An 18,580-nucleotide genomic window follows, 5' to 3' on the forward strand; every position below is an offset into this window, starting at 1 on the left:
ATGATAGGAATAGGAGGATCTACAATAAAAGCAGAATTAGCAGCAATTAAATCGACAGCGCATTTAGTACAGCCCATTCAAAAAGAAGAATTTCAGCAACGAATGGACAAAGCGTGTCGGATGATGCAAGAGCAAAATGTTCCTGCGTTGTATCTAAATGCTGGTACCAATTTATTCTACTTTACAGGAATGAAATGGAATGCAAGTGAGCGCATGGTTGGTGCTCTATTATTTCCAAATGGAAAGCTAATTTATATTGCTCCGGAATTTGAAAAAGGAACTATTTTTGACTTTATGCTAATAGAAGGAACGGTGCATGGTTGGGAAGAACACGAATCTCCTTACCAATTATTTGCAACACTTTTAGAGGCAAACGGCGTAGCGTCTGGAGCAATTGCTATGGATGAAGCAACACCATTTTTTGTTTTTGACGGTATTAGAAGTTGTCAAGATGCTTATGAATTAGTGAGTGCGAAAGCTATTACTGCAGGTTGTAGAATGATTAAGTCGGAAGCAGAAATTGCTATTATGCAACATGCTATGAACATCACTTTAGAAGTACATAAAGCGGTAGCAAGAATTTTATACGTAGGAATTTCGGCAAAAGAAGTAACCGATTTTATTAACGATGCACATATAAAATATGGAGCGACTTCCGGATCTTATTTCTGTATTGTACTGTTTGGAGTAGATTCTTCTTTTCCGCATGGTGTAAAAACCCCAAAAGATCTAGAAGAAAACGAGGTGGTTTTGGTAGATACAGGTTGTATGCTGCATGATTATATTTCCGATATCACAAGAACTTATGTTTTTGGAAAAGCAGATGAAGAACAAACACGTATTTGGAACATTGAAAAAGAAACACAACAAGCTGCTTTTGATGCTGCACAATTAGGAAATACTTGTGCGGATGTGGATAATGCTTCTCGAGTGGTTTTAGAATCTCACGGATTAGGGCCAGATTATAAATTGCCAGGATTACCACATAGAACAGGACATGGCATCGGTTTAGGAATTCATGAATGGCCATATATTGTTAGAAACGACAAAACCGTTTTAACAGCAGGAATGACTTTTAGTAATGAACCAATGATTTGCGTTCCAGACAAATTTGGTATCCGATTAGAAGATCATATTTACATGACTAATGCTGGTCCGAAATGGTTTACAAAGCCAATGCATAGTATCGATAATCCGTTTGGTGTTTAGAGAAATCGGAAGAAAATGTATCGCTACTCATTTTCTACCTTATTCTTTTAACCAACCATCAATAATGCTGTAAATTTTAGTTTTGGTTTCCGGATCAAAACTTTTAATTCTTGTAGTGTGACTTCCTTTTGGATTTACAAATTTATAAACTTCTCTTTGGGAAGCATCTTTAGTAAGTTCCACAGCAGTTGCACTCCAAGAATCATATTCGCCATAAATAAACAACATGTCTTCTGCAGAAGTATCTAAAAAAGATTTAATTTCTTGCATCGGTTTTAGATTGTAGTTTTTGGAAACGCCTTCCGGAAAAGCCCAATCAAATTTGTAAATTTCTTCGGTGTTTAAATAGGTTTTAAAAGGAGCGGTTTCATAACCATAAATCCCTTGTTCTGTCAAAGCAGCCCAAAAATAAGGTTGTAAAGCTTCCACAGATTTTTCATCAAAAAAACCATAACCTACAACATCTATTAAGTGGTTGTAGATGTTTTCAATAGTTAGATTTTCGGTAGGAATACTATCTATTGGAGTTCCCCATTGCCAAAAAGCAAATGCGTATTCCAAGATGGTATAATCTATCGCTTTCTCTACACCAAACTCCCAAGTCATGCCTTTTTCTTCTCCAACATTTTTCATCCTTTCTAAAAGGGCGCTTCTGTTTTCAAAGCATACTTTTTGAAAGGCTGTAATCTTTTCACGAGCTTCTTTTGTGCCTACATTTTTTAGAAACGAATACACTCTAGGATCTTCTCTTTGGTAATTTAACGGACCAACATAACAGACACTTGCATCTACATTTTTCGGAAAATATCTTCGGTGCGCCATCGTCGTTTGGCAACCTTTAGAAATTCCTGTCGTAACAAATTTGGCCTCAGGATATATTGCGTTTTTTATGGCAGTAATAATATATTCTTGGTCTTTCGCGGCGTTCGCAATGGTTAACGTATTCCAATCTATATTTTCAGGACGCGAATTATTAAAGTAACGATGTTCAATAGCTAATTGATTTGCTTGGTAATGATCTGCTAGTTCGCCGGCTTTTTCTGAGCCAATTCCGTAACCACGAAGCTCTACAATTACAGGTTTGTTTTTGTCTTCAAAACCTAAAAATACACGTTGTTTAAATGTGCCTTTAGATACGTCGTTATGGTCTATTGGTTGTTGAAACCAGATTTCGTAATTTTCATCAAAATGACTGGATTGCTCATGTTTTTCAATGCTTACCACATTTTTTATGGAAGCCAATTTTTCGAAATTTGAAACTTCGATAGCAATTGCAGTCGGAGTTTTATCTGCAACTTGCGAAGTTTTACAACTAATAAATAATATTACTAAAGATATTAAAAAGTACGATCGAATATATTTCATGTTAGTCTTGTTTTTAGTTTTTTAGAAAATTAGCAAGAAGTATCTGCTACAATTTTCCATTTCCCATTTATTTTTTTAAATATAATCATAAAAACACCATTAGCATCTCCTACTTTTCGTTTTAAATAGTATGCTCCCATAACCCAATAATTGCCATTACTAATTTTTGAAATATCCTTTATTGTAAAGGTTAAAGTCCCAGCATATTCTTTTGTAGGGTATCCTTTTTTGTAGTTGTCTAAAGTCTGTTGCCATCCTTTTGTGATACCGTTACTACCATAAAATTTTAAAGAATCACTTTTCCAATAGCCTTGCATAAAACCTTCCAAGTCATTATTCGACCAAGCTTTTTCTTGTAGTTTCATAACTGCTACAATAGCTTCTTGGTCTTCTTTTACCGTAGTTTGAGAATTACAAATGGTAACACTAATTAGACAAAGTAAAAGAATTATTTTTTTCATAGTTTGAAGTGTTATTTTAAAATAAATCCATCTTTCATGGGATCTTTAGGATCTATTAAAAAAGTTTGTATTCCTGTTGTATATGCGGTTCCTTCTACTTCTGGAATTACAGCTTTGAAAGTACCATAATCTTCTTCAGAAATTATAGAACCTTTAAAAACAGAATCTGTAATACTTTCAATGGTACTAGTTTATCCGCCAGTAAACATTTCAATGGTTTTTAGATACACCAATTTTCGGGCGGAATAAAATCCGTTTTCCAAAGTGTATTTGGATATGCTTTATGCATTTGTAAATTTATTATAATAATAATTAGCGGCAGCTAAATCTTCTATAGCATGTCCAACAGATTTAAAAACGGTAATTTCATTTTCGTTCTGTCTGCCTTTGGTTGTGTTAGAAGTTAAGCCGAATAAATCGCCTTTTATGTCTTCCTCTTTAAGCGTTCCATTTTTTAGTGGAATAACAATGTCACCGCTTTCTTTTAATCCGCCTTGAAAAGTATCTACATAAACGGAAGCTTTTTTAATGGTAGCATCATCAGCTTCACGCATGTCCGGTTTATACGCGCCAACTAAATCAATATGTTGTCCTTTTTTTAAATATGCACCTAGAATTAATGGTGTTTTAGAAAGTGTAGCACAGGAAATAATATCTACATCTGCTATTTTTTCTTCGATAGTTTGGATGGCCTGAACGGTGAAGTTTTCATTTTTTAAGCTGGAAGCAATTGCTTTCGCTTTTTCATAATTTCTTCCCCAAATATAAACGGTTTGTATAGGCCTTACGGAAGCATGTGCTTGAATTAGATTAGCGGATAAAGCACCTGTTCCAATCATTAGCATGCTACTTGCATTTTGTTTGGATAAGTAAACGGATGCCAAAGCCGAAGCCGCAGCTGTGCGCTTAGCGGTTAAACTTTTCGCTTCTAATATGGCCTTAATATTTCCTTTAATGGCATCTAAATAAATATAGACTCCTTGAATAGCTGGTAAATTAAATGGACCGTTTTCTGGACTAACTGTAACTATTTTAACTCCCGCATTTTTATTTGGATGCCATGCAGGCATTAATAGAAGAGAGGAGTCTTTGTTAACTGTTGGATTTGGAAAATCATGATGATGACGCATGGGTACCAGAATGCTCTTATTGGAAAAGCACTGTTTTATTTCTTGAATCAATTCTGTAAAAACAGTATTTTGTTCCATGAAATCCGCATCGATTTGTAGTATGTTTTTCATAACTTTAAAAGTAATGAAATCTTAATCACTATATATATGGTAATCGAATAAAATTCTATTTATTATGGTTCATATAGTACTAGTTGATGTTTCCTATTTTATAATATCTTCGTTTGTTTGGCATAAAAAGCATCTTGTTGTTTTTTCATAAGCTCGCGAGCCATTTTCTTTTTATAAGCATAAAGCTCTTCCTCTGCTGCAATGTCTTTATACACTTTATCGTTTATGGAATTATCTGCATCAAGCATTCTTTTTTCTTGGTGCACTTGTTGTGTGGTCCAGGTTCTAATTTTATGTTCTTCGTTTTCAAACTTAAAATCGTATTCTCCTTTTGGTGCTAGTAATTTTGCGATAATAGGAGAGGTTTCAATTGCTAAAAACAATAAGAATATGAATAGACTTGGTAGCCAAGGCAATTCATTTAATGCGTTTACTCTTGCCATTAAACCATCAAAACCATCAATAATAGGTTGTGTGGTTGCAATTTGTGTATCATAATCGGTTTTAAGTTGTGCGATTTGCGTTTCGGTGGTTGCTATTTTTTCTTTGTTGGTTGTTTTTAATTCCTGCAATTCCGCTAAAGCGATATCATGCTTATCTCGTTTTTCTTTGTACACAGGACCTTTTCCTAAAAGTTTAGTTCCAGCAGTTCCTTCTGCTTCATTAATAAAGATGTCATATAATGCATTAACCTCTGTTTCTTTAGTCTCGATTTGGGTTTGTAAAGTGCTGATGTTCTTTTCTAAAGCTTCCGTTTCTGGAGAAAATTGTAAAGCAATTTGGTCTTGATTGGCTAGCGTAAGTTCGTTTTTTTGTTCTAAAAGGACTTGATTAATTTCCTTTTCAAAAATCTTTAACTCTAACGGTTTTGAGATTACAATAGCGATGATTAATGCCAATACCATTCTTGGTGATGCTTGGATAAATTCATCTATAAAACGTTCCCTTTTCTTTATGGTAGAAACAATAAAACGATCTAAATTAAAAATGAGTAATCCCCAGATTAAACCGAAAAAGATGGCAGCATATAGGTTATCGAAAACAGTAAAAAGCGCATAACTAGAAGCTATAAAAGCCATAACTGCTGTAAAAAATACAGTGGCTCCAATTCCTGCATATTTATTTTGCTCGCCATTTGAGCAGTCTTTTAAAATGTTGGTGTCTGCGCCAGAACAGATAATGAAAAATTGTTTTAACATGATTAGATTGATTTTGATGGATGGATGATTGTCTATTAGAACGCTAACTATACTATTTTGTTACAGTTTTTCTCAAAAAAAAGACCCTTCAGGTTTTTAAAACCTGAAGGGTCTGCATATTAAAATGGATACCTCTAATTTAAAAGTTCTCCTTTTTCATTTACTTTTTTTCCATATCTATTAAAATAGGAAATTTTTTTATTTTTAACCGTGTAGAAATAGGTGGTGCCATTTATGGTTACATAGCCATTTCTGTTTTTCTGTGTATTCGATTTAACTTCTTGTACTGTTTCTACTTTAGTAATTACTTTTCCGTTTTCATCAGTGATTACAGGTTGTGTCGTAATATTTACCATTGGTCTTTCTACATTTTTAGTTTGTGTAGAAATACTTAAATCGTCATCGTTTTTCACTATTTCAATGGCTTCATCGGAGGTTATTTTCTTTCCTTCATAATAAAAATCAGCATTTTCTTTTGCCATTTCTATAACGTGATCGATAGGTGATTTTGGTGGTGGTGGCGGAGGAATCATTCTTACAGAAACGTGACCATTTTTAATCTCGTATTTCTGATTGTACTCTTCATGAATTCTCTCGTATTCTGCTCTTTCTTCTTCCGTTGCATTACCTGGAATTGGAGGTGGAGGCGGTGGAATCATTCTTTCAGAAACGTGACCATTTTTAATCTCGTATTTCTGATTGTACTCTTCATGAATTCTCTCGTATTTTGCTCTTTCTTCTTCCGTTGCATTACCTGGAATTGGAGGTGGTGGAGGTGGAATGTTACTTACTTCTCCTTTTTTTACTTTCGGTGCTGGAGGTGGAGAAGGAAAGTTTGGAAAAGGTTCTGCTTCTGCCTTTTGCTTTTCAGTCATTAAACTATATACATATTCTAATTTTTCAACCTCTTTACGTTCGATAAATCTTTTGTCTTCTGGTTGATTGTTGTATTTTTTTGCAAGTTTGTTGTATTCTGCAAGTTGTTTAGGTGTTGCTTTATCTTGCTTTTTGGTTGTATGGTTTCTAGGTGTGATATTTAGTTTTAAATACCCGGAAGCTCTCAGTTGTTCTTTTATATCTGTTAAAAATCCCATTTCCAAATTATCTTCCAATTTAATGGTAACTACAACTGTTTTTTGTTTGTCTTCAAAAGTGAATTTAGGATGGAATTCTTTAAGTGTGTTTTGTAAATTTTCTAAAGATGTAACTCTATCGTTTACAGTAATTTTTAAGTCTTTAGTAATCTGTATTTCTAAGTTTTCTGAATTATTAATTGCCTCATTAGATATTTGCTCATTTTTGTCGGTCTCTTTTTCTACTTGCTTTGTAGTACTAAAACTAAAAATTAAGATAGCTAATAATGGAAGTAGTAATAAACTACGAAGCCAAAAGGTCTGTTTGGATGTTTGTGTTTTCATAACTGTAAATCGTTTTTTGATGGATGAATAATTGATTGCGTGTTCTAGGGTTAATGCTTGCTGGTTTGATGAGAACGATAGCAAGGTTTTTTGATACGTTGTACTTTCTATTCCTTGATTTATAACCGCTTGATCTGCTAGAAATTCATGGTTTAGTTTGATGTCTTTTTTTAATAAATATACTAATGGATGAAACCAAAATATAATTTGGAGCACCTCTATGAAAAGTATGTCTGCACTGTGTTTTTGTAGTGCATGTGTTTGCTCATGAAGTAAAACTTCTTTTGGTATTTCATTATTTTCAAATTTGGTTTTGTTTAAAAATATATAGTTGAAAAAAGTGTGCGGTATTACCAAATCTTTTAATAATACACTTATAAAACGCGAAGTTTTCTGTTTTGGATTGCGCTTTATTTTTATTAAAATTCCGGTGAGACTGTATATAAATCGGATGGAGAATAGCAATACACCAATTCCGTAAATACACCATAATAGGATTGGTACATAACTAGTAGATTCTATTAAATCCAGATTTTGTATTTCCTGAAAAGGAGTGAATCCCGTAAAATTATTTACCATACTTTGTGGTTCGATATATTCTATAAAAGTGATAAAAGGAATTCCTGCGGAAACCAAAATAACTCCTAATAAATACATGCGTTTAAAGTGATGGTTGCTGGTTTGCTCTAAAAACACTTTATAAAAAGCGATAAATGCCAACAAACAGAGACTAGATTTTAAAAGCGCTATTTCCATAATTATTTAATTTGTTGATTCTACTTTTAACGATAAAACTACTGTGGTTTGTTTTCTATTTCTTGATCTATTATAGCTCTTAAATCCTCTAATTCTTTTTTAGATAGATTGGTTTCTTTGGTGAAAAAGGAAGCGAATTGTGAACTACTATCGTTAAAAAAGTTTTTTATTAGTCCGTTTACGTGTTTTGAGAAGTAATCTTTTTTCTTGACTAGCGGAAAATATTCCCGAGAATTACCATAAACCGTATAATTAATAAAATTTTTATCTTTCATACGTTTTAAAAGTGTTGCAACCGTAGTATTTGCAGGTTTAGGTTCTGGATACGCTTCTAGTAAATCTTTCATAAAAGCTTTTTCTAATTTCCAGAGGTGATTCATTAGATCTTCTTCTGTTTTTGATAATTGCATCTCTACATGTTTAGATTGTTCTCTACAAATGTAGAGAATAAAATTCAATTCTACAAGTGTAGAGTTGGAGTATTTTTAATTGCATTACCTTTACTCTAAAAATTAGTGCATTTTATTTTATGAAAAAGTTACATTTTGTTATTATATTCTTTCTTTTTATCAGCTCTTTTGTGAATGGTCAAACCATTACAGAAGTAATAAATCAAATGGATTTAGATTCTTTACAGCTTACCATAAGAGAATTTACAGGAGAGCAGCCGACTATAATTAATGGAAATACAGTTACTATTGCGAATAGAATACATTCTAATAATGAATTAGCTGCAGATTATTTATATGAGAAATTAGATAAGTTAGACAATCTAACGGTTGCCAACCAATTAATTAACGGGGAAGCAGGAAGAAGAAATATTATAGCTACACAATTAGGAAAAACAAATCCGGATAACATATATATTATTTGTGCGCATTATGATTCTGTTGCAGGTTTTTGTGCCGATGATAATGCCTCTGGTACAGCAACGGTTTTAGAAATTGCTCGAATATTATCTACACAATGTTTAGATAATACCGTTGTATATGCACTTTGGGATGAGGAAGAGATTGGCTTGGTTGGCGCTTCTCATTATGCCAATTTAGCTGCTGCTAACAATGACAATATTTTGGGTGTTTTAAATATTGATATGATGGGTTATGATGGGAATAATGACAATAATTTTGATATTGATGTTAGAGATATAGCAAACTCTTTAACCATGAAAGATGATCTTATTTCTATTTTAAACAATCCGGATTACGGATTCACATTAGAAGTTAATGTAGTAAACCCAGGAACTACAGCTAGTGATCATTCTAGATTTTGGAACCAAGGATTCTCTGCAGTGTTGGTGGGAGAATCTTGGGAAACCAATGACCAAACCCCTTTTTATCATAGTTCGGATGATAAATATAATACCTTAAATTTCCCATATTATCATGAGCTTTCTAAGTTGATTATGGGATATATGGTAACCAAAGCTGGTCTTGTAAATGTAGATAATACCGTGACTCAAACAGGAAATACGTTAATTTCTAATCAAAATGCAGCTACTTACCAATGGGTCAATTGTGATACTAATGCAAATGTGACTGGAGAAACAAATCAAAGTTTTACTCCTTTAATAAATGGGAATTATGCGGTGGAAATAACTTCTGGATCTTGTGAAGAAAAGAGTACTTGTTTTGTATTTGATGCTCTAGGTTTAGAGGAATTTGACGCGTATGAAATTACACTATATCCTAATCCAGTACACACAAATTTAGTTATGAAAAGAGTTTCTGTTTTAGAGGATGTAACTATAGAGATGTATGATATTACAGGGAAAATTATATTAAATAAAACTTCTTCTGAAAGTAAAATGATATTAGATGTAAGTGCTTTAAGCAATGGTGTTTATTTCTTAAAAGCAACTACAAATAATAAATACAGGATTACCAAAATACTAAAAGATTAAATACTCTTTTTGTGTTTAGAGCGTATACTTTCTATAATAACAGTCGCTAGTATTAAAGAACCGCCAATATAGGTATTAAGTGTTGGTATTTCATTTAGAAAGAAATAGGCTAAAATGATTCCGAAAATTGGTTGTGTACTACTAATGATACTTGCGGTACTCACACTAAAATACTTCAACTTTTTAATAAATAAGGTGTGCCCAATAGCTGTGCTTATTAAAGCGAGCATAATAACATAGGGATATTGCGTTTTTATATTATTGCTGTCTTGGAAAAATAATACTGGTGCCAGAATAAGGCTTAATATTACTAGCTGATATACCATTAAAGTTATTCCGTTGTACTTCACGACGTGTTGCTTTAAGATAAGTGTTCTTATGGCGTAACAAAATGCAGAAAGTACACCGAATAATATACCTTTTACATTTGTGTTTTCTAGATTAAAATCCGGGGCTAATGTGTAAAGACCTAAGAGGACTAATAGACCTAAAACAATATGCATTGGGTCAAATTTCACTTTAATGAACAAAGGTTCTAAGAGTGCGATTATTATAGGAAATGTATATAGAGAAAGTACACCTAAGGCTACGTTAGATAGTTTTAGCGCATAGAAATAAGTGATCCAATGTGCTCCCATAAAAAAGGCACTAATACTAAAAGTTAGCACATCCTTTTTTCCGTTTATTCTTAGGTTTATTTTTTTGTATTTACAGTATGCAAAAAGAATAATAAGTGCTAAAATACTTCGCCACCAAACCGTTATTTCGGTTGGCATATCAATATATTTACCTAAAACACCAGAAGTACTTATAAATAATGTTGCTAAGGTGAGCTCTAATAAATGATTAACGTGATGGTTGTTTTTCATATTATGGTTGCGGTAACTCTTGTGTTAGCGATTATAATGGCATCCTTTTTTTTGCTGCCGTATATGGCAAAAAAAGATATAATGAAAAGCGCGACCTCCTTATGCTTATTAAAAAAGCAGAAGGAGGTAACACCCAAATACTATTTATTTAATGCTGTAAAATAGTGGTAGAAATAAGGAATCGTTTCAATACCTTTTAGGTAATTCCATACGCCGAAATGCTCATTTGGCGAGTGAATGGCATCGCTGTCTAAACCAAATCCCATTAAAATAGTTTTACTTTTTAGTTCTTTTTCAAAAAGTGAAACAATAGGAATACTTCCTCCGCTACGTTGCGGAATTGGCGTTTTTCCAAAGGTTTCTGTATAGGCTTTACTTGCCGCTTTATAACCAATACTATCGATTGGTGTTACATAACCTTGTCCGCCATGATGCGGCGTCACTTTCACAGTCACCCCTTTAGGAGCAATACTTTCAAAGTGTTTTTTAAAGAGTTGGGTGATTTCTTCCCAGTCTTGATTTGGTACTAAACGCATCGAAATTTTAGCAAATGCCTGACTTGCAATTACCGTTTTTGCTCCTTCACCTGTATAACCACCCCAAATACCGTTGACATCTAAAGTTGGTCTTATCGAGTTTCTTTCGTTGGTAGAATATCCTGCTTCCCCATAAACGGCATCAATATCTAATGCTTTTTTATAGTTGTCTAAAGAGAAAGGTGCTTTCGCCATTTCTGCTCTTTCTTCGGTACTAAGTTCTTCTACATTATCATAAAAACCAGGAATGGTAATATGATTGTTTTCATCATGTAACGAAGCAATCATTTTGGTTAATACGTTGATTGGGTTTGCAACTGCTCCACCATAAAGACCAGAATGTAAATCTCTATTCGGACCAGTAACTTCTACTTCTACGTAACTTAAACCACGTAACCCTGTGGTTATAGAAGGTGTGTCTTTGGCAATCATTCCAGTATCGGAAATTAAGATAACATCGTTACTTAGTTTTTCATGGTTTTCTTTTACAAAATCGGCAAGACTTGCACTACCAACTTCTTCTTCTCCTTCTATCATGAATTTCACGTTACAAGGCAATTGGTTGGTTTGCGTCATAAGCTCCATGGCTTTCACATGCATGTACATTTGTCCTTTGTCATCACAAGCACCACGAGCAAAAATAGCACCTTCTGGATGTAGTTCTGTTTTCTTGATTACAGGTTCGAATGGAGGAGAATCCCATAAGTTAATAGGATCTGGTGGTTGCACGTCATAATGACCATAAACGAGCACTGTTGGCAAGTTTTTATCTATAATTTTATCGCCATATACGATAGGATATCCTTTAGTTTGACAAATTTCTACGTTTTCACAGCCTGCTTTTTCAAGACTGGACTTAATTTCGTCTGCTGTTTTTAAAACGTCTTTCTTGTATGCGGAATCTGCGCTAATAGACGGAATTTTAAGTAGTTCGATCAATTCGTTTAAGAATCTATCCTTGTGCTGATCGATATATTTTTTAATGTCTTTCATAATAAATTTACGGTTTTTGTAAAAGTACAAAAAAGAGGTATAATTTTCTTTATTTAGATGTTATGAATATTAAAAGTATTGTTTATATTTGCAATCCGAAATTATCGGAATAAGTTGCAGGCGTGGTGGAATTGGTAGACACGCTAGACTTAGGATCTAGTGCCGCGAGGTGTGAGAGTTCGAGTCTCTCCGCCTGTACAGAGTAAAAAAGCTGACTTTAACGAGTTGGCTTTTTTGTTTTATAAGATTTTTGAAAGTATGGAGACGAGAAGTTTATGGGGAGCGCAGACGAAGTGAGTCTCTCCGCCTGTACATAATAGAAAAGCTAACTTTAACGAGTTGGCTTTTTGTTTTATAAGATTTTACAAGAAATGAGTATTTCTTTGGTTGAATGAAGCAAAGCAGATTTATAGCGCTTATTTAATTTTACGCTAATATTTTTAATATTGGATATTTTGACCAAATACTTGCAATAGTATGACTCTAAATTAGTTTATTTACAACTGAAATAGTAGGTGATTTGTTGGATAGCAATTCCATTATCACGTTATTTCCTTAAAATCACAATTCTGAATAATTATATTTATAAAAAAACAATATGTATCATCAAAGCATAACAAAGCAGTTCACTTATTTTTTTCTAATTTTATTTCTTTTCTCCACAGTGTATAGCTGTAAAAAGGGAGAGGATAAAAAATTATCTGAACCCGAAGCTGAATTTAAGCCAATTTCAAAAATCGAAGCACCTGAAGGAATGGTTTGGGTGCAAACAAAAACCTTTTTACAAGGAGCAAAAGAATCTGACAATTATGCCATGCCAAGAGAAAAACCAGCGCATATGGTAACTGTAGATGGTTTTTATATGGATATTACGGAAGTTACCAACAAGCAATTTAAAGCATTTGTTGCGGCTACAGATTATATTACCATTGCAGAACGCGAGATAGATTGGGAAGAAATGAAAAAAGAATTACCTCCGAATACACCAAAGCCGCACGATTCTATTCTACAACCAGGGAGTTTAATTTTTAATAAAGATGTAAATGCTGTGGTAAATATGGAAAACTATGGGCAATGGTGGGCATGGGAAACGGGAGCTGACTGGAGACATCCGGATGGGCCAGCATCTACTATTGAAGGGAAAGATGATTATCCTGTAGTTCATGTGGCGTACCAAGATGCTTTAGCGTATTGCAAATGGGCCAACAGACGATTACCTACTGAAGCAGAGTGGGAATCTGCTGCGCAAGGGACTAATGCCAATGCCATTTTTACTTGGGGAAATGATCCTACCCGTTTAGATGCTAATGCAAATACTTGGCAAGGTGTATTCCCTACTAAAAATGATTCTAAAGACGGATTCGAATTTATTTCTCCGGTAAAATCGTATCCTCCAAATAGTATTGGTTTATATGATATGGCTGGAAATGTATGGGAAATTACCAGTGATTTTTTCAGTGTAAAATATTATCGTGAATTAGATACTTCTAAAACTATTGTAAACCCTAAAGGAGCGGATGCGCATTTTAATCCTGATAATCCATATCAAGTAGAACACGTAATGAAAGGTGGGTCTTTTTTATGCCATGCTTCTTACTGTGCTAGTTTTAGAATTTCAGCAAAAATGGGTGTTTCTGAAGATTCTGGATCCGATCATATGGGCTTTAGAACGGTTGCTACACCAAATATGTTAGCGACTGAAGAATAATAAAGCTTTTGTATATATAACTAAAAAAAGGGAAAGTTGACTTTCCCTTTTTTTTATATTATAAAAATATTGGTAATACATAATAGGTATCACCATCTCTAAAACGGTTAGTCTATCAAAGAGAATTCTTTGGATACTCTTGTAACTCTCATATAAAAAGCACCCCAATCCACATCTTCATCCGTTGTAAACCAAGCACTCAAATCTGTTTCTCCTTTAGTGAAATTACCTTTAAAGGTTAATGCTTTAGCATCTTTTGTTACATCCATAGTTTGTTCCCAAGCACCAATTTTCACACCACCAGATTTGAAGTTCATTGTTCTACCTTCAGCAATAGCTTCGGTAGAAATAGTTCCTTCTTTTCCTGCTACTGCAGCATTAATGGCTAGGTCAGATTCGAATGGCCATCTGCTTAATTCAATAGTATACGTTCCAGACTGCTCAAATGCTACTGTAAATTCACCACCTATTGGATTCTTTTGTGCTTCTCTAATATAATTCTGATTCCACGGAATTTTTGAATCGTGAACATGTGTATCATGACAAGTTAATTCTATAGGATTTTGATTATCGGAACCTAAAACAATGATAGGAAACTGATTAAATTCTGTAGAAACAGAACTCCACCATGCATTATAATAGCCTCGCATTTGTTCTACTTTTTCAGGAAACTGCGCTGCTAGATCATTTTCTTGACCTGGATCTTTAGAAACATCGTACAATTCGGTACCATTAACCAATCTCATTTTGTCTGACATCACCGCACTTTTTCTCCATTTTATTGGACTTTGAACACGTTGCGAATCGGTGATAAGATAGTCTCTACCAATGGTTTCTTTTGTTCCTAAAATCAGTGAAGAAATATCGGAACCATCCATTGCTTTTTGTCCTTCAGGTAATTCTAAATTACATAAGGTGGCTAAGGTTGGTAAAATATCTAAATGTGCTGTTAAATCAGTCACATCTTTACCGCCGTTAATATTTTTTCCAGGATAGGATATAAAAAATGGCACGCGATGTCCACCTTCATATTCACTATTTTTAGTGCCTTTCATTCCTGCATTGAAACCATATAATTTACCTCCTACTGTTTTGTACCCAGAAGCTGTTCCATTATCCGTCATAAAAATAACAATCGTATTATCTGCAATTTTTAAATCTTCCAATTTCTTTTGAAGCTTCGCAAAGTTGTCATCGACATTGGTAATCATTCCATAAAATATTTTTTGAAACTCTGGAATGTCTAAATCTTTGTATTTGTTATAATAGGCTTCTGGCACATTATAGGGTAGGTGAGGTGCATTCAGAGAAATATAGGTGAAGAATGGTTCATCTTTCTTGTCTTCAATATATTTTATAGCTTCATCAAACCAAACATCTGTACAATACCCTTCAAACTTTGTAGGTACCCCATTTTTAAAATAAGTGTCATCAAAATAATCATTATCCCAATAATCTGGTGTCTGACCAACGCCACCACCACCATGTGTAATGGTGTATTTAAAGCCTTTGTCTTGCGGTCTAGAAGGGTAGGTGTCTCCTAAATGCCATTTCCCGAATATTGCGGTTTCGTAGCCATTTTCTTGAAACACATCTGCCATAGTAACTTCATCTTCTCTTAAAATAGAAACACCACCAATCGTGTGCCAAACACCAACTCTATTTGCATAACGTCCAGTCATTAAACCGGACCTTGAAGGCGCACAAGTTGGACCAACATGAAAGTCTGTTAAACGAACAGATTCATCATGAAATTTATCCAAAGCAGGAGTTTTTACTAAGGTGTTACCATGCGCACCTAAATCGCCATAACCTTGGTCATCTGTAATGATAACAATAACATTAGGCTGCTTTGTTTTTTCGGTCGTAACTGTTTTTGTTGATTGAGAGGTACATGAAAATGTAAATCCCATAAGTGCCATTAATACTACTATTTTTTTATTCATTTTAATGTTATTTATTGATACTAATCTATTTAGGTAATTCTTTTTTCCAATCTTTCCACAGACCTTTAAGTTCACTTACTCGTTGCTTATTAGTGTCTGCTATATTCGTTTTTTCAAATGGGTCTTTGGTAATATTGTAGAGTTCTTCTTTATTAATGTCTTCATTAAATAAAAGTTTCCAATCGCCTTTTCTAACAGCTCCTTGTGCCCAATGATCTGTTTTTACTTTTGGAAAACGCCATTCCCAAAATAAAGGTTTTGTTCGTGTAAAGCTATTATTTTCTAAAATAGAACTTATATTTTCGCCATCAATATTATAATTTTTTGGCAATTCGGTTTGAGCTAAGCTTGCAAAAGTTGGTAATAAATCTACTGTAGAAAGTATACTTGTAGAATCTACTTTATTTTCTTGAACGTGATTTTTCCATTTTACAATAAAAGGCACGACCACGCCTCCTTCATAAATATCCACTTTTCTTCCTTTTAAACCTGCTGTAGAACCAGCTTCCTTAGAAGGTCCCCATCCTGCAGGACCGTTATCACTTGAAAAAATAATTAATGTGTTGTCATCTAATCCCATTTCGGATATGGATTCTAATAATCTTCCAATATGAAAATCGGCATCTTTTAAAACCGCATAATACGTTTCTTTACTAGGTGATAAATCTTTAAAAGATTTGCGTTGTTCTTCGGAAGGCCACAAAGGTGTATGTGGATCTTTTAACCAAAGGTTCACAAACATGGGTTTTTGGCCTTTATTTCGTTTTATAAAATCGATCGTTTCATCTACAGCAATTCGACTCGAACTTTGTACCCAAAGCGTATCGGTATCCATAAATCGCGTGGTTGGCCATTTTTGATCTCCTTTCCAAGTTGGTCCATTTCCGTTCCAAACTCTGGTTTCGTCATAACCATATACTTTAGGTTCTGGTGCTGAAGGATCTCCATGAGGTTTGCCACCACCTCCTAAATGCCATTTACCAAAATGTGCGGTTTTATAACCCGCTTTTTGCATAGTTTGCGGTAGATAAGCAGGTAAAGAATCATTTAAATAATTGGGCATGTTACGTTTTGCGTTCACTTCATTTCCTGCAAAATGCCCATGAACTTGATGTCTTGCTGGATAGTGACCTGTTAACACCGAAGATCTGCTTGGAGAACACACACCACTTGTGACATGAAACTGTGTAAATCGTGTTCCTTCAGAAGCCATTTTATCTAGGTTAGGAGTGACCACTTCTGTATTTCCATACACTCCTAAATCTCCATAACCCCAATCATCTGCGAAAATAAAAATGATGTTTGGCGTAGTATCTTCTTGCGCTACTATAACTTCTTTTTTAGCGTTATTGCAAGAAAACAACATAATTGCAATCCCTAAAAGTGCGATATGTTTTAATAGACTTATTCTCATTTCCATATTAATTTTCAAACGTTTCTTTTTTCTGTTCCTTACTTAATACTGTTGCCAACTCATTGACTTTTTTAGGAAATTGACTAGCTAAATTAGTCTTTTGCCCAATATCATCTTTAAGGTTGAAAAGTTGTATGGTATCCTTATCGGTTTCAAAACGTTGCCCTTCTTTAAACCATTTTGGTATTCTAGCGTGATAACCATCTTTATTATTAATGTACAACCAATCGCCTTTTCTAACGGCGTATTTGGATGTATAGGTATTATGAATAATATTTTCTCTAACAGCCTTATTATTTTCAGTTAACCACAACTCAGAAAAATTATAACTATCATGATGAAAACCTTTTGGTAACTGACTATTTGTAATAGACGCTAAGGTATTTAGAATATCTATCTGACTAAATAATTGTGTGCTTTTCGTTCCTGGTTTAATGTTGTTTGGCCATTTTACGATAAAGGGCACATGATGTCCACCTTCATAAACATCTCTTTTTACACCTCTAAATGGATGCGAACTATCGTGATCGTAATTTTTAATACGATTATAGGCATAATGCTCAGAGCCATTATCTGATGTGAAAATTACAATGGTATTTTCATCAGCATTAATAGCTTTTAGGGCATTTAAAATTTGTCCAACAGCATCATCGGTTTGATACACCCAATCGCCATAAGGACCTGCATTACTTTTTCCTCTAAATTCTTCATTCGGAATTATTGGTGCATGCGGAGAAGGGAAAGCCATATATAAGAAGAACGGCTTTTCTGCTTTTTCTTGATTTTTTATAAAAGTGACAGCAGAACTTGTAACCGTTGGTAAAACATTATAAAAATCCCAATCCTTAACTGCTGGTCCTGGTCGTAATTCCCAATTGCCCTCTAATGCGAAATCTTCTTTTGGATGTTGTAAAGTCTCTGTTGGTGCTTCTTTAACTTTATCATTTTCTATCCAAGTATATGGTGGGAAATTAATAGTACCATCACCAAAATAGGAATCAAAACCAATAGATAAAGGTCCGTTAGGAATCCTTTTATTCCAATCATAAGCTTGCGCTGGCCAAATTTCGACGTCCTTCTTTCCGTGTTTCGCTTTTACTTTTTGCGTGAAATCTTTTTTTCGAATAGCTTCCCAGTTCCAACCTAAATGCCATTTTCCTATAGCTGCTGTATGATAACCGTTTTCTTGAAGAATTTTAGGTAAAGTCACCTGATTTTCTTTAAAAACAGATGCACCCATTGCATGTACAATGTCATTAAAATCTCTCCAATGATATCTACCCGATAAAAGCGCATATCTACTTGGCGTACAAACGCCAGAAGAACTATGGGCATCGGTCATTAAAAGACCTTCTTTGGCTAGTTGATCTAAATTTGGAGTTGGTATTTTGGATTGTGGATTTTGAATAGCTAAATCGCCATAACCCATATCGTCAGCATAAAATAGGATGATGTTGGGTCTATCCTTTTTCTCGGTTGGTTTTGCTGATTTTGTTTGTTGTTGACAAGCGGTTAAGCACACCAATATTAAAATATAAAAGTAGGCGCTTATTTTCATGGTT

At 34.1% G+C, this 18,580-nt stretch carries 15 protein-coding genes and 1 tRNA gene; 4 read left to right on the forward strand and 12 right to left on the reverse strand.

Features of this window, described 5'->3' with window-relative positions; genetic code table 11:
• Window positions 1–1,209: a M24 family metallopeptidase gene (locus ACVCXO_RS11075; RefSeq protein WP_452229651.1), complete on the forward strand. Its 1,209-nt coding sequence runs from the start codon at window positions 1–3 to the stop codon at window positions 1,207–1,209.
• 39 nt (window positions 1,210–1,248) lie between these two features.
• Here the strand turns inward: ACVCXO_RS11075 and ACVCXO_RS11080 are convergent, their stop codons facing one another.
• The 7 genes from ACVCXO_RS11080 to ACVCXO_RS11110 form a co-directional block, all read right to left on the reverse strand.
• Entirely contained in the window at window positions 1,249–2,574 is a 1,326-nt protein-coding gene (locus ACVCXO_RS11080; RefSeq protein WP_452229652.1) for a S28 family serine protease, read from the reverse strand.
• A 29-nt stretch (window positions 2,575–2,603) separates the two neighbouring features.
• Window positions 2,604–3,035, reverse strand: a complete 432-nt coding sequence (locus ACVCXO_RS11085; RefSeq protein ID WP_452229653.1) for a YybH family protein — start codon at window positions 3,033–3,035, stop codon at window positions 2,604–2,606.
• An 11-nt stretch (window positions 3,036–3,046) separates the two neighbouring features.
• The gene (locus tag ACVCXO_RS11090) at window positions 3,047–3,217 is read right to left on the reverse strand and encodes a proline racemase family protein (protein WP_452229853.1); all 171 of its coding nucleotides are present in this window, start codon (window positions 3,215–3,217) and stop codon (window positions 3,047–3,049) included.
• 99 nt (window positions 3,218–3,316) lie between these two features.
• Window positions 3,317–4,276 (reverse strand): ornithine cyclodeaminase family protein, encoded by a 960-nt coding sequence (locus tag ACVCXO_RS11095; protein WP_452229654.1) that lies wholly within the window; start codon window positions 4,274–4,276, stop codon window positions 3,317–3,319.
• 98 nt (window positions 4,277–4,374) lie between these two features.
• Entirely contained in the window at window positions 4,375–5,475 is a 1,101-nt protein-coding gene (locus tag ACVCXO_RS11100) for a DUF4407 domain-containing protein (RefSeq protein WP_452229655.1), read from the reverse strand.
• Window positions 5,476–5,609: 134 nt separating this feature from the next.
• On the reverse strand, window positions 5,610–7,649 hold the full coding sequence (locus ACVCXO_RS11105) for a M56 family metallopeptidase (protein ID WP_452229656.1): 2,040 nt from the start codon (window positions 7,647–7,649) through the stop codon (window positions 5,610–5,612).
• Between the two features lie 38 nt (window positions 7,650–7,687).
• Window positions 7,688–8,059 carry a BlaI/MecI/CopY family transcriptional regulator gene (locus tag ACVCXO_RS11110; RefSeq protein ID WP_452229657.1) on the reverse strand — a complete coding sequence of 124 codons (372 nt, stop codon included), beginning with the start codon at window positions 8,057–8,059 and terminating at the stop codon, window positions 7,688–7,690.
• A gap of 119 nt (window positions 8,060–8,178) precedes the next feature.
• Here ACVCXO_RS11110 and ACVCXO_RS11115 point away from each other — a divergent pair, with 119 nt between their 5' ends.
• Complete coding sequence (locus tag ACVCXO_RS11115; protein ID WP_452229658.1) at window positions 8,179–9,552, forward strand: M28 family peptidase; 1,374 nt, start codon at window positions 8,179–8,181, stop codon at window positions 9,550–9,552.
• On the opposite strand, the gene ACVCXO_RS11120 is transcribed toward ACVCXO_RS11115, so the two are convergent.
• A complete protein-coding gene (locus tag ACVCXO_RS11120) occupies window positions 9,549–10,421 on the reverse strand; it encodes a DMT family transporter (protein ID WP_452229659.1) in 873 nt (290 codons plus the stop codon). The genes ACVCXO_RS11115 and ACVCXO_RS11120 overlap by 4 nt on opposite strands.
• Before the next feature lie 140 nt (window positions 10,422–10,561).
• Window positions 10,562–11,950, reverse strand: coding sequence for a dipeptidase (locus ACVCXO_RS11125; protein ID WP_452229660.1), 1,389 nt, complete (start codon window positions 11,948–11,950; stop codon window positions 10,562–10,564).
• A 116-nt stretch (window positions 11,951–12,066) separates the two neighbouring features.
• Between ACVCXO_RS11125 and ACVCXO_RS11130 the strand changes: the two genes are divergently transcribed.
• Window positions 12,067–12,148, forward strand: a tRNA-Leu gene (locus ACVCXO_RS11130).
• A gap of 400 nt (window positions 12,149–12,548) precedes the next feature.
• Window positions 12,549–13,658 (forward strand): formylglycine-generating enzyme family protein, encoded by a 1,110-nt coding sequence (locus ACVCXO_RS11135; RefSeq protein ID WP_452229661.1) that lies wholly within the window; start codon window positions 12,549–12,551, stop codon window positions 13,656–13,658.
• A gap of 107 nt (window positions 13,659–13,765) precedes the next feature.
• Here ACVCXO_RS11135 and ACVCXO_RS11140 read toward each other — a convergent pair whose 3' ends face one another.
• The 3 genes from ACVCXO_RS11140 to ACVCXO_RS11150 are packed head-to-tail and all read right to left on the reverse strand — an operon-like array spanning window position 13,766 to window position 18,576.
• Window positions 13,766–15,604, reverse strand: coding sequence for an arylsulfatase (locus ACVCXO_RS11140; RefSeq protein WP_452229662.1), 1,839 nt, complete (start codon window positions 15,602–15,604; stop codon window positions 13,766–13,768).
• Window positions 15,605–15,629: 25 nt separating this feature from the next.
• Window positions 15,630–17,018 (reverse strand): sulfatase family protein, encoded by a 1,389-nt coding sequence (locus ACVCXO_RS11145; RefSeq protein WP_452229663.1) that lies wholly within the window; start codon window positions 17,016–17,018, stop codon window positions 15,630–15,632.
• A 7-nt stretch (window positions 17,019–17,025) separates the two neighbouring features.
• Window positions 17,026–18,576, reverse strand: coding sequence for a sulfatase family protein (locus ACVCXO_RS11150; protein ID WP_452229664.1), 1,551 nt, complete (start codon window positions 18,574–18,576; stop codon window positions 17,026–17,028).
• Between the last annotated feature and the right edge of the window lie 4 nt (window positions 18,577–18,580).

Source organism: Lacinutrix sp. MEBiC02404 (assembly GCF_053601575.1).

What these genes read in the sequence shown, in the direction of transcription:
- ACVCXO_RS11075 (WP_452229651.1), top strand. Translation starts at nt 1, where the DNA reads ATGATAGGAATAGGAGGATCTACAATAAAAGCAGAATTAGCAGCAATT.
- ACVCXO_RS11095 (WP_452229654.1), bottom strand. Translation starts at nt 4,276, where the DNA reads ATGAAAAACATACTACAAATCGATGCGGATTTCATGGAACAAAATACT.
- ACVCXO_RS11145 (WP_452229663.1), bottom strand. Translation starts at nt 17,018, where the DNA reads ATGAGAATAAGTCTATTAAAACATATCGCACTTTTAGGGATTGCAATT.
- ACVCXO_RS11100 (WP_452229655.1), bottom strand. Translation starts at nt 5,475, where the DNA reads ATGTTAAAACAATTTTTCATTATCTGTTCTGGCGCAGACACCAACATT.
- ACVCXO_RS11080 (WP_452229652.1), bottom strand. Translation starts at nt 2,574, where the DNA reads ATGAAATATATTCGATCGTACTTTTTAATATCTTTAGTAATATTATTT.
- ACVCXO_RS11115 (WP_452229658.1), top strand. Translation starts at nt 8,179, where the DNA reads ATGAAAAAGTTACATTTTGTTATTATATTCTTTCTTTTTATCAGCTCT.
- ACVCXO_RS11120 (WP_452229659.1), bottom strand. Translation starts at nt 10,421, where the DNA reads ATGAAAAACAACCATCACGTTAATCATTTATTAGAGCTCACCTTAGCA.
- ACVCXO_RS11150 (WP_452229664.1), bottom strand. Translation starts at nt 18,576, where the DNA reads ATGAAAATAAGCGCCTACTTTTATATTTTAATATTGGTGTGCTTAACC.
- ACVCXO_RS11105 (WP_452229656.1), bottom strand. Translation starts at nt 7,649, where the DNA reads ATGGAAATAGCGCTTTTAAAATCTAGTCTCTGTTTGTTGGCATTTATC.
- ACVCXO_RS11135 (WP_452229661.1), top strand. Translation starts at nt 12,549, where the DNA reads ATGTATCATCAAAGCATAACAAAGCAGTTCACTTATTTTTTTCTAATT.
- ACVCXO_RS11140 (WP_452229662.1), bottom strand. Translation starts at nt 15,604, where the DNA reads ATGAATAAAAAAATAGTAGTATTAATGGCACTTATGGGATTTACATTT.
- ACVCXO_RS11110 (WP_452229657.1), bottom strand. Translation starts at nt 8,059, where the DNA reads ATGCAATTATCAAAAACAGAAGAAGATCTAATGAATCACCTCTGGAAA.
- ACVCXO_RS11085 (WP_452229653.1), bottom strand. Translation starts at nt 3,035, where the DNA reads ATGAAAAAAATAATTCTTTTACTTTGTCTAATTAGTGTTACCATTTGT.
- ACVCXO_RS11125 (WP_452229660.1), bottom strand. Translation starts at nt 11,950, where the DNA reads ATGAAAGACATTAAAAAATATATCGATCAGCACAAGGATAGATTCTTA.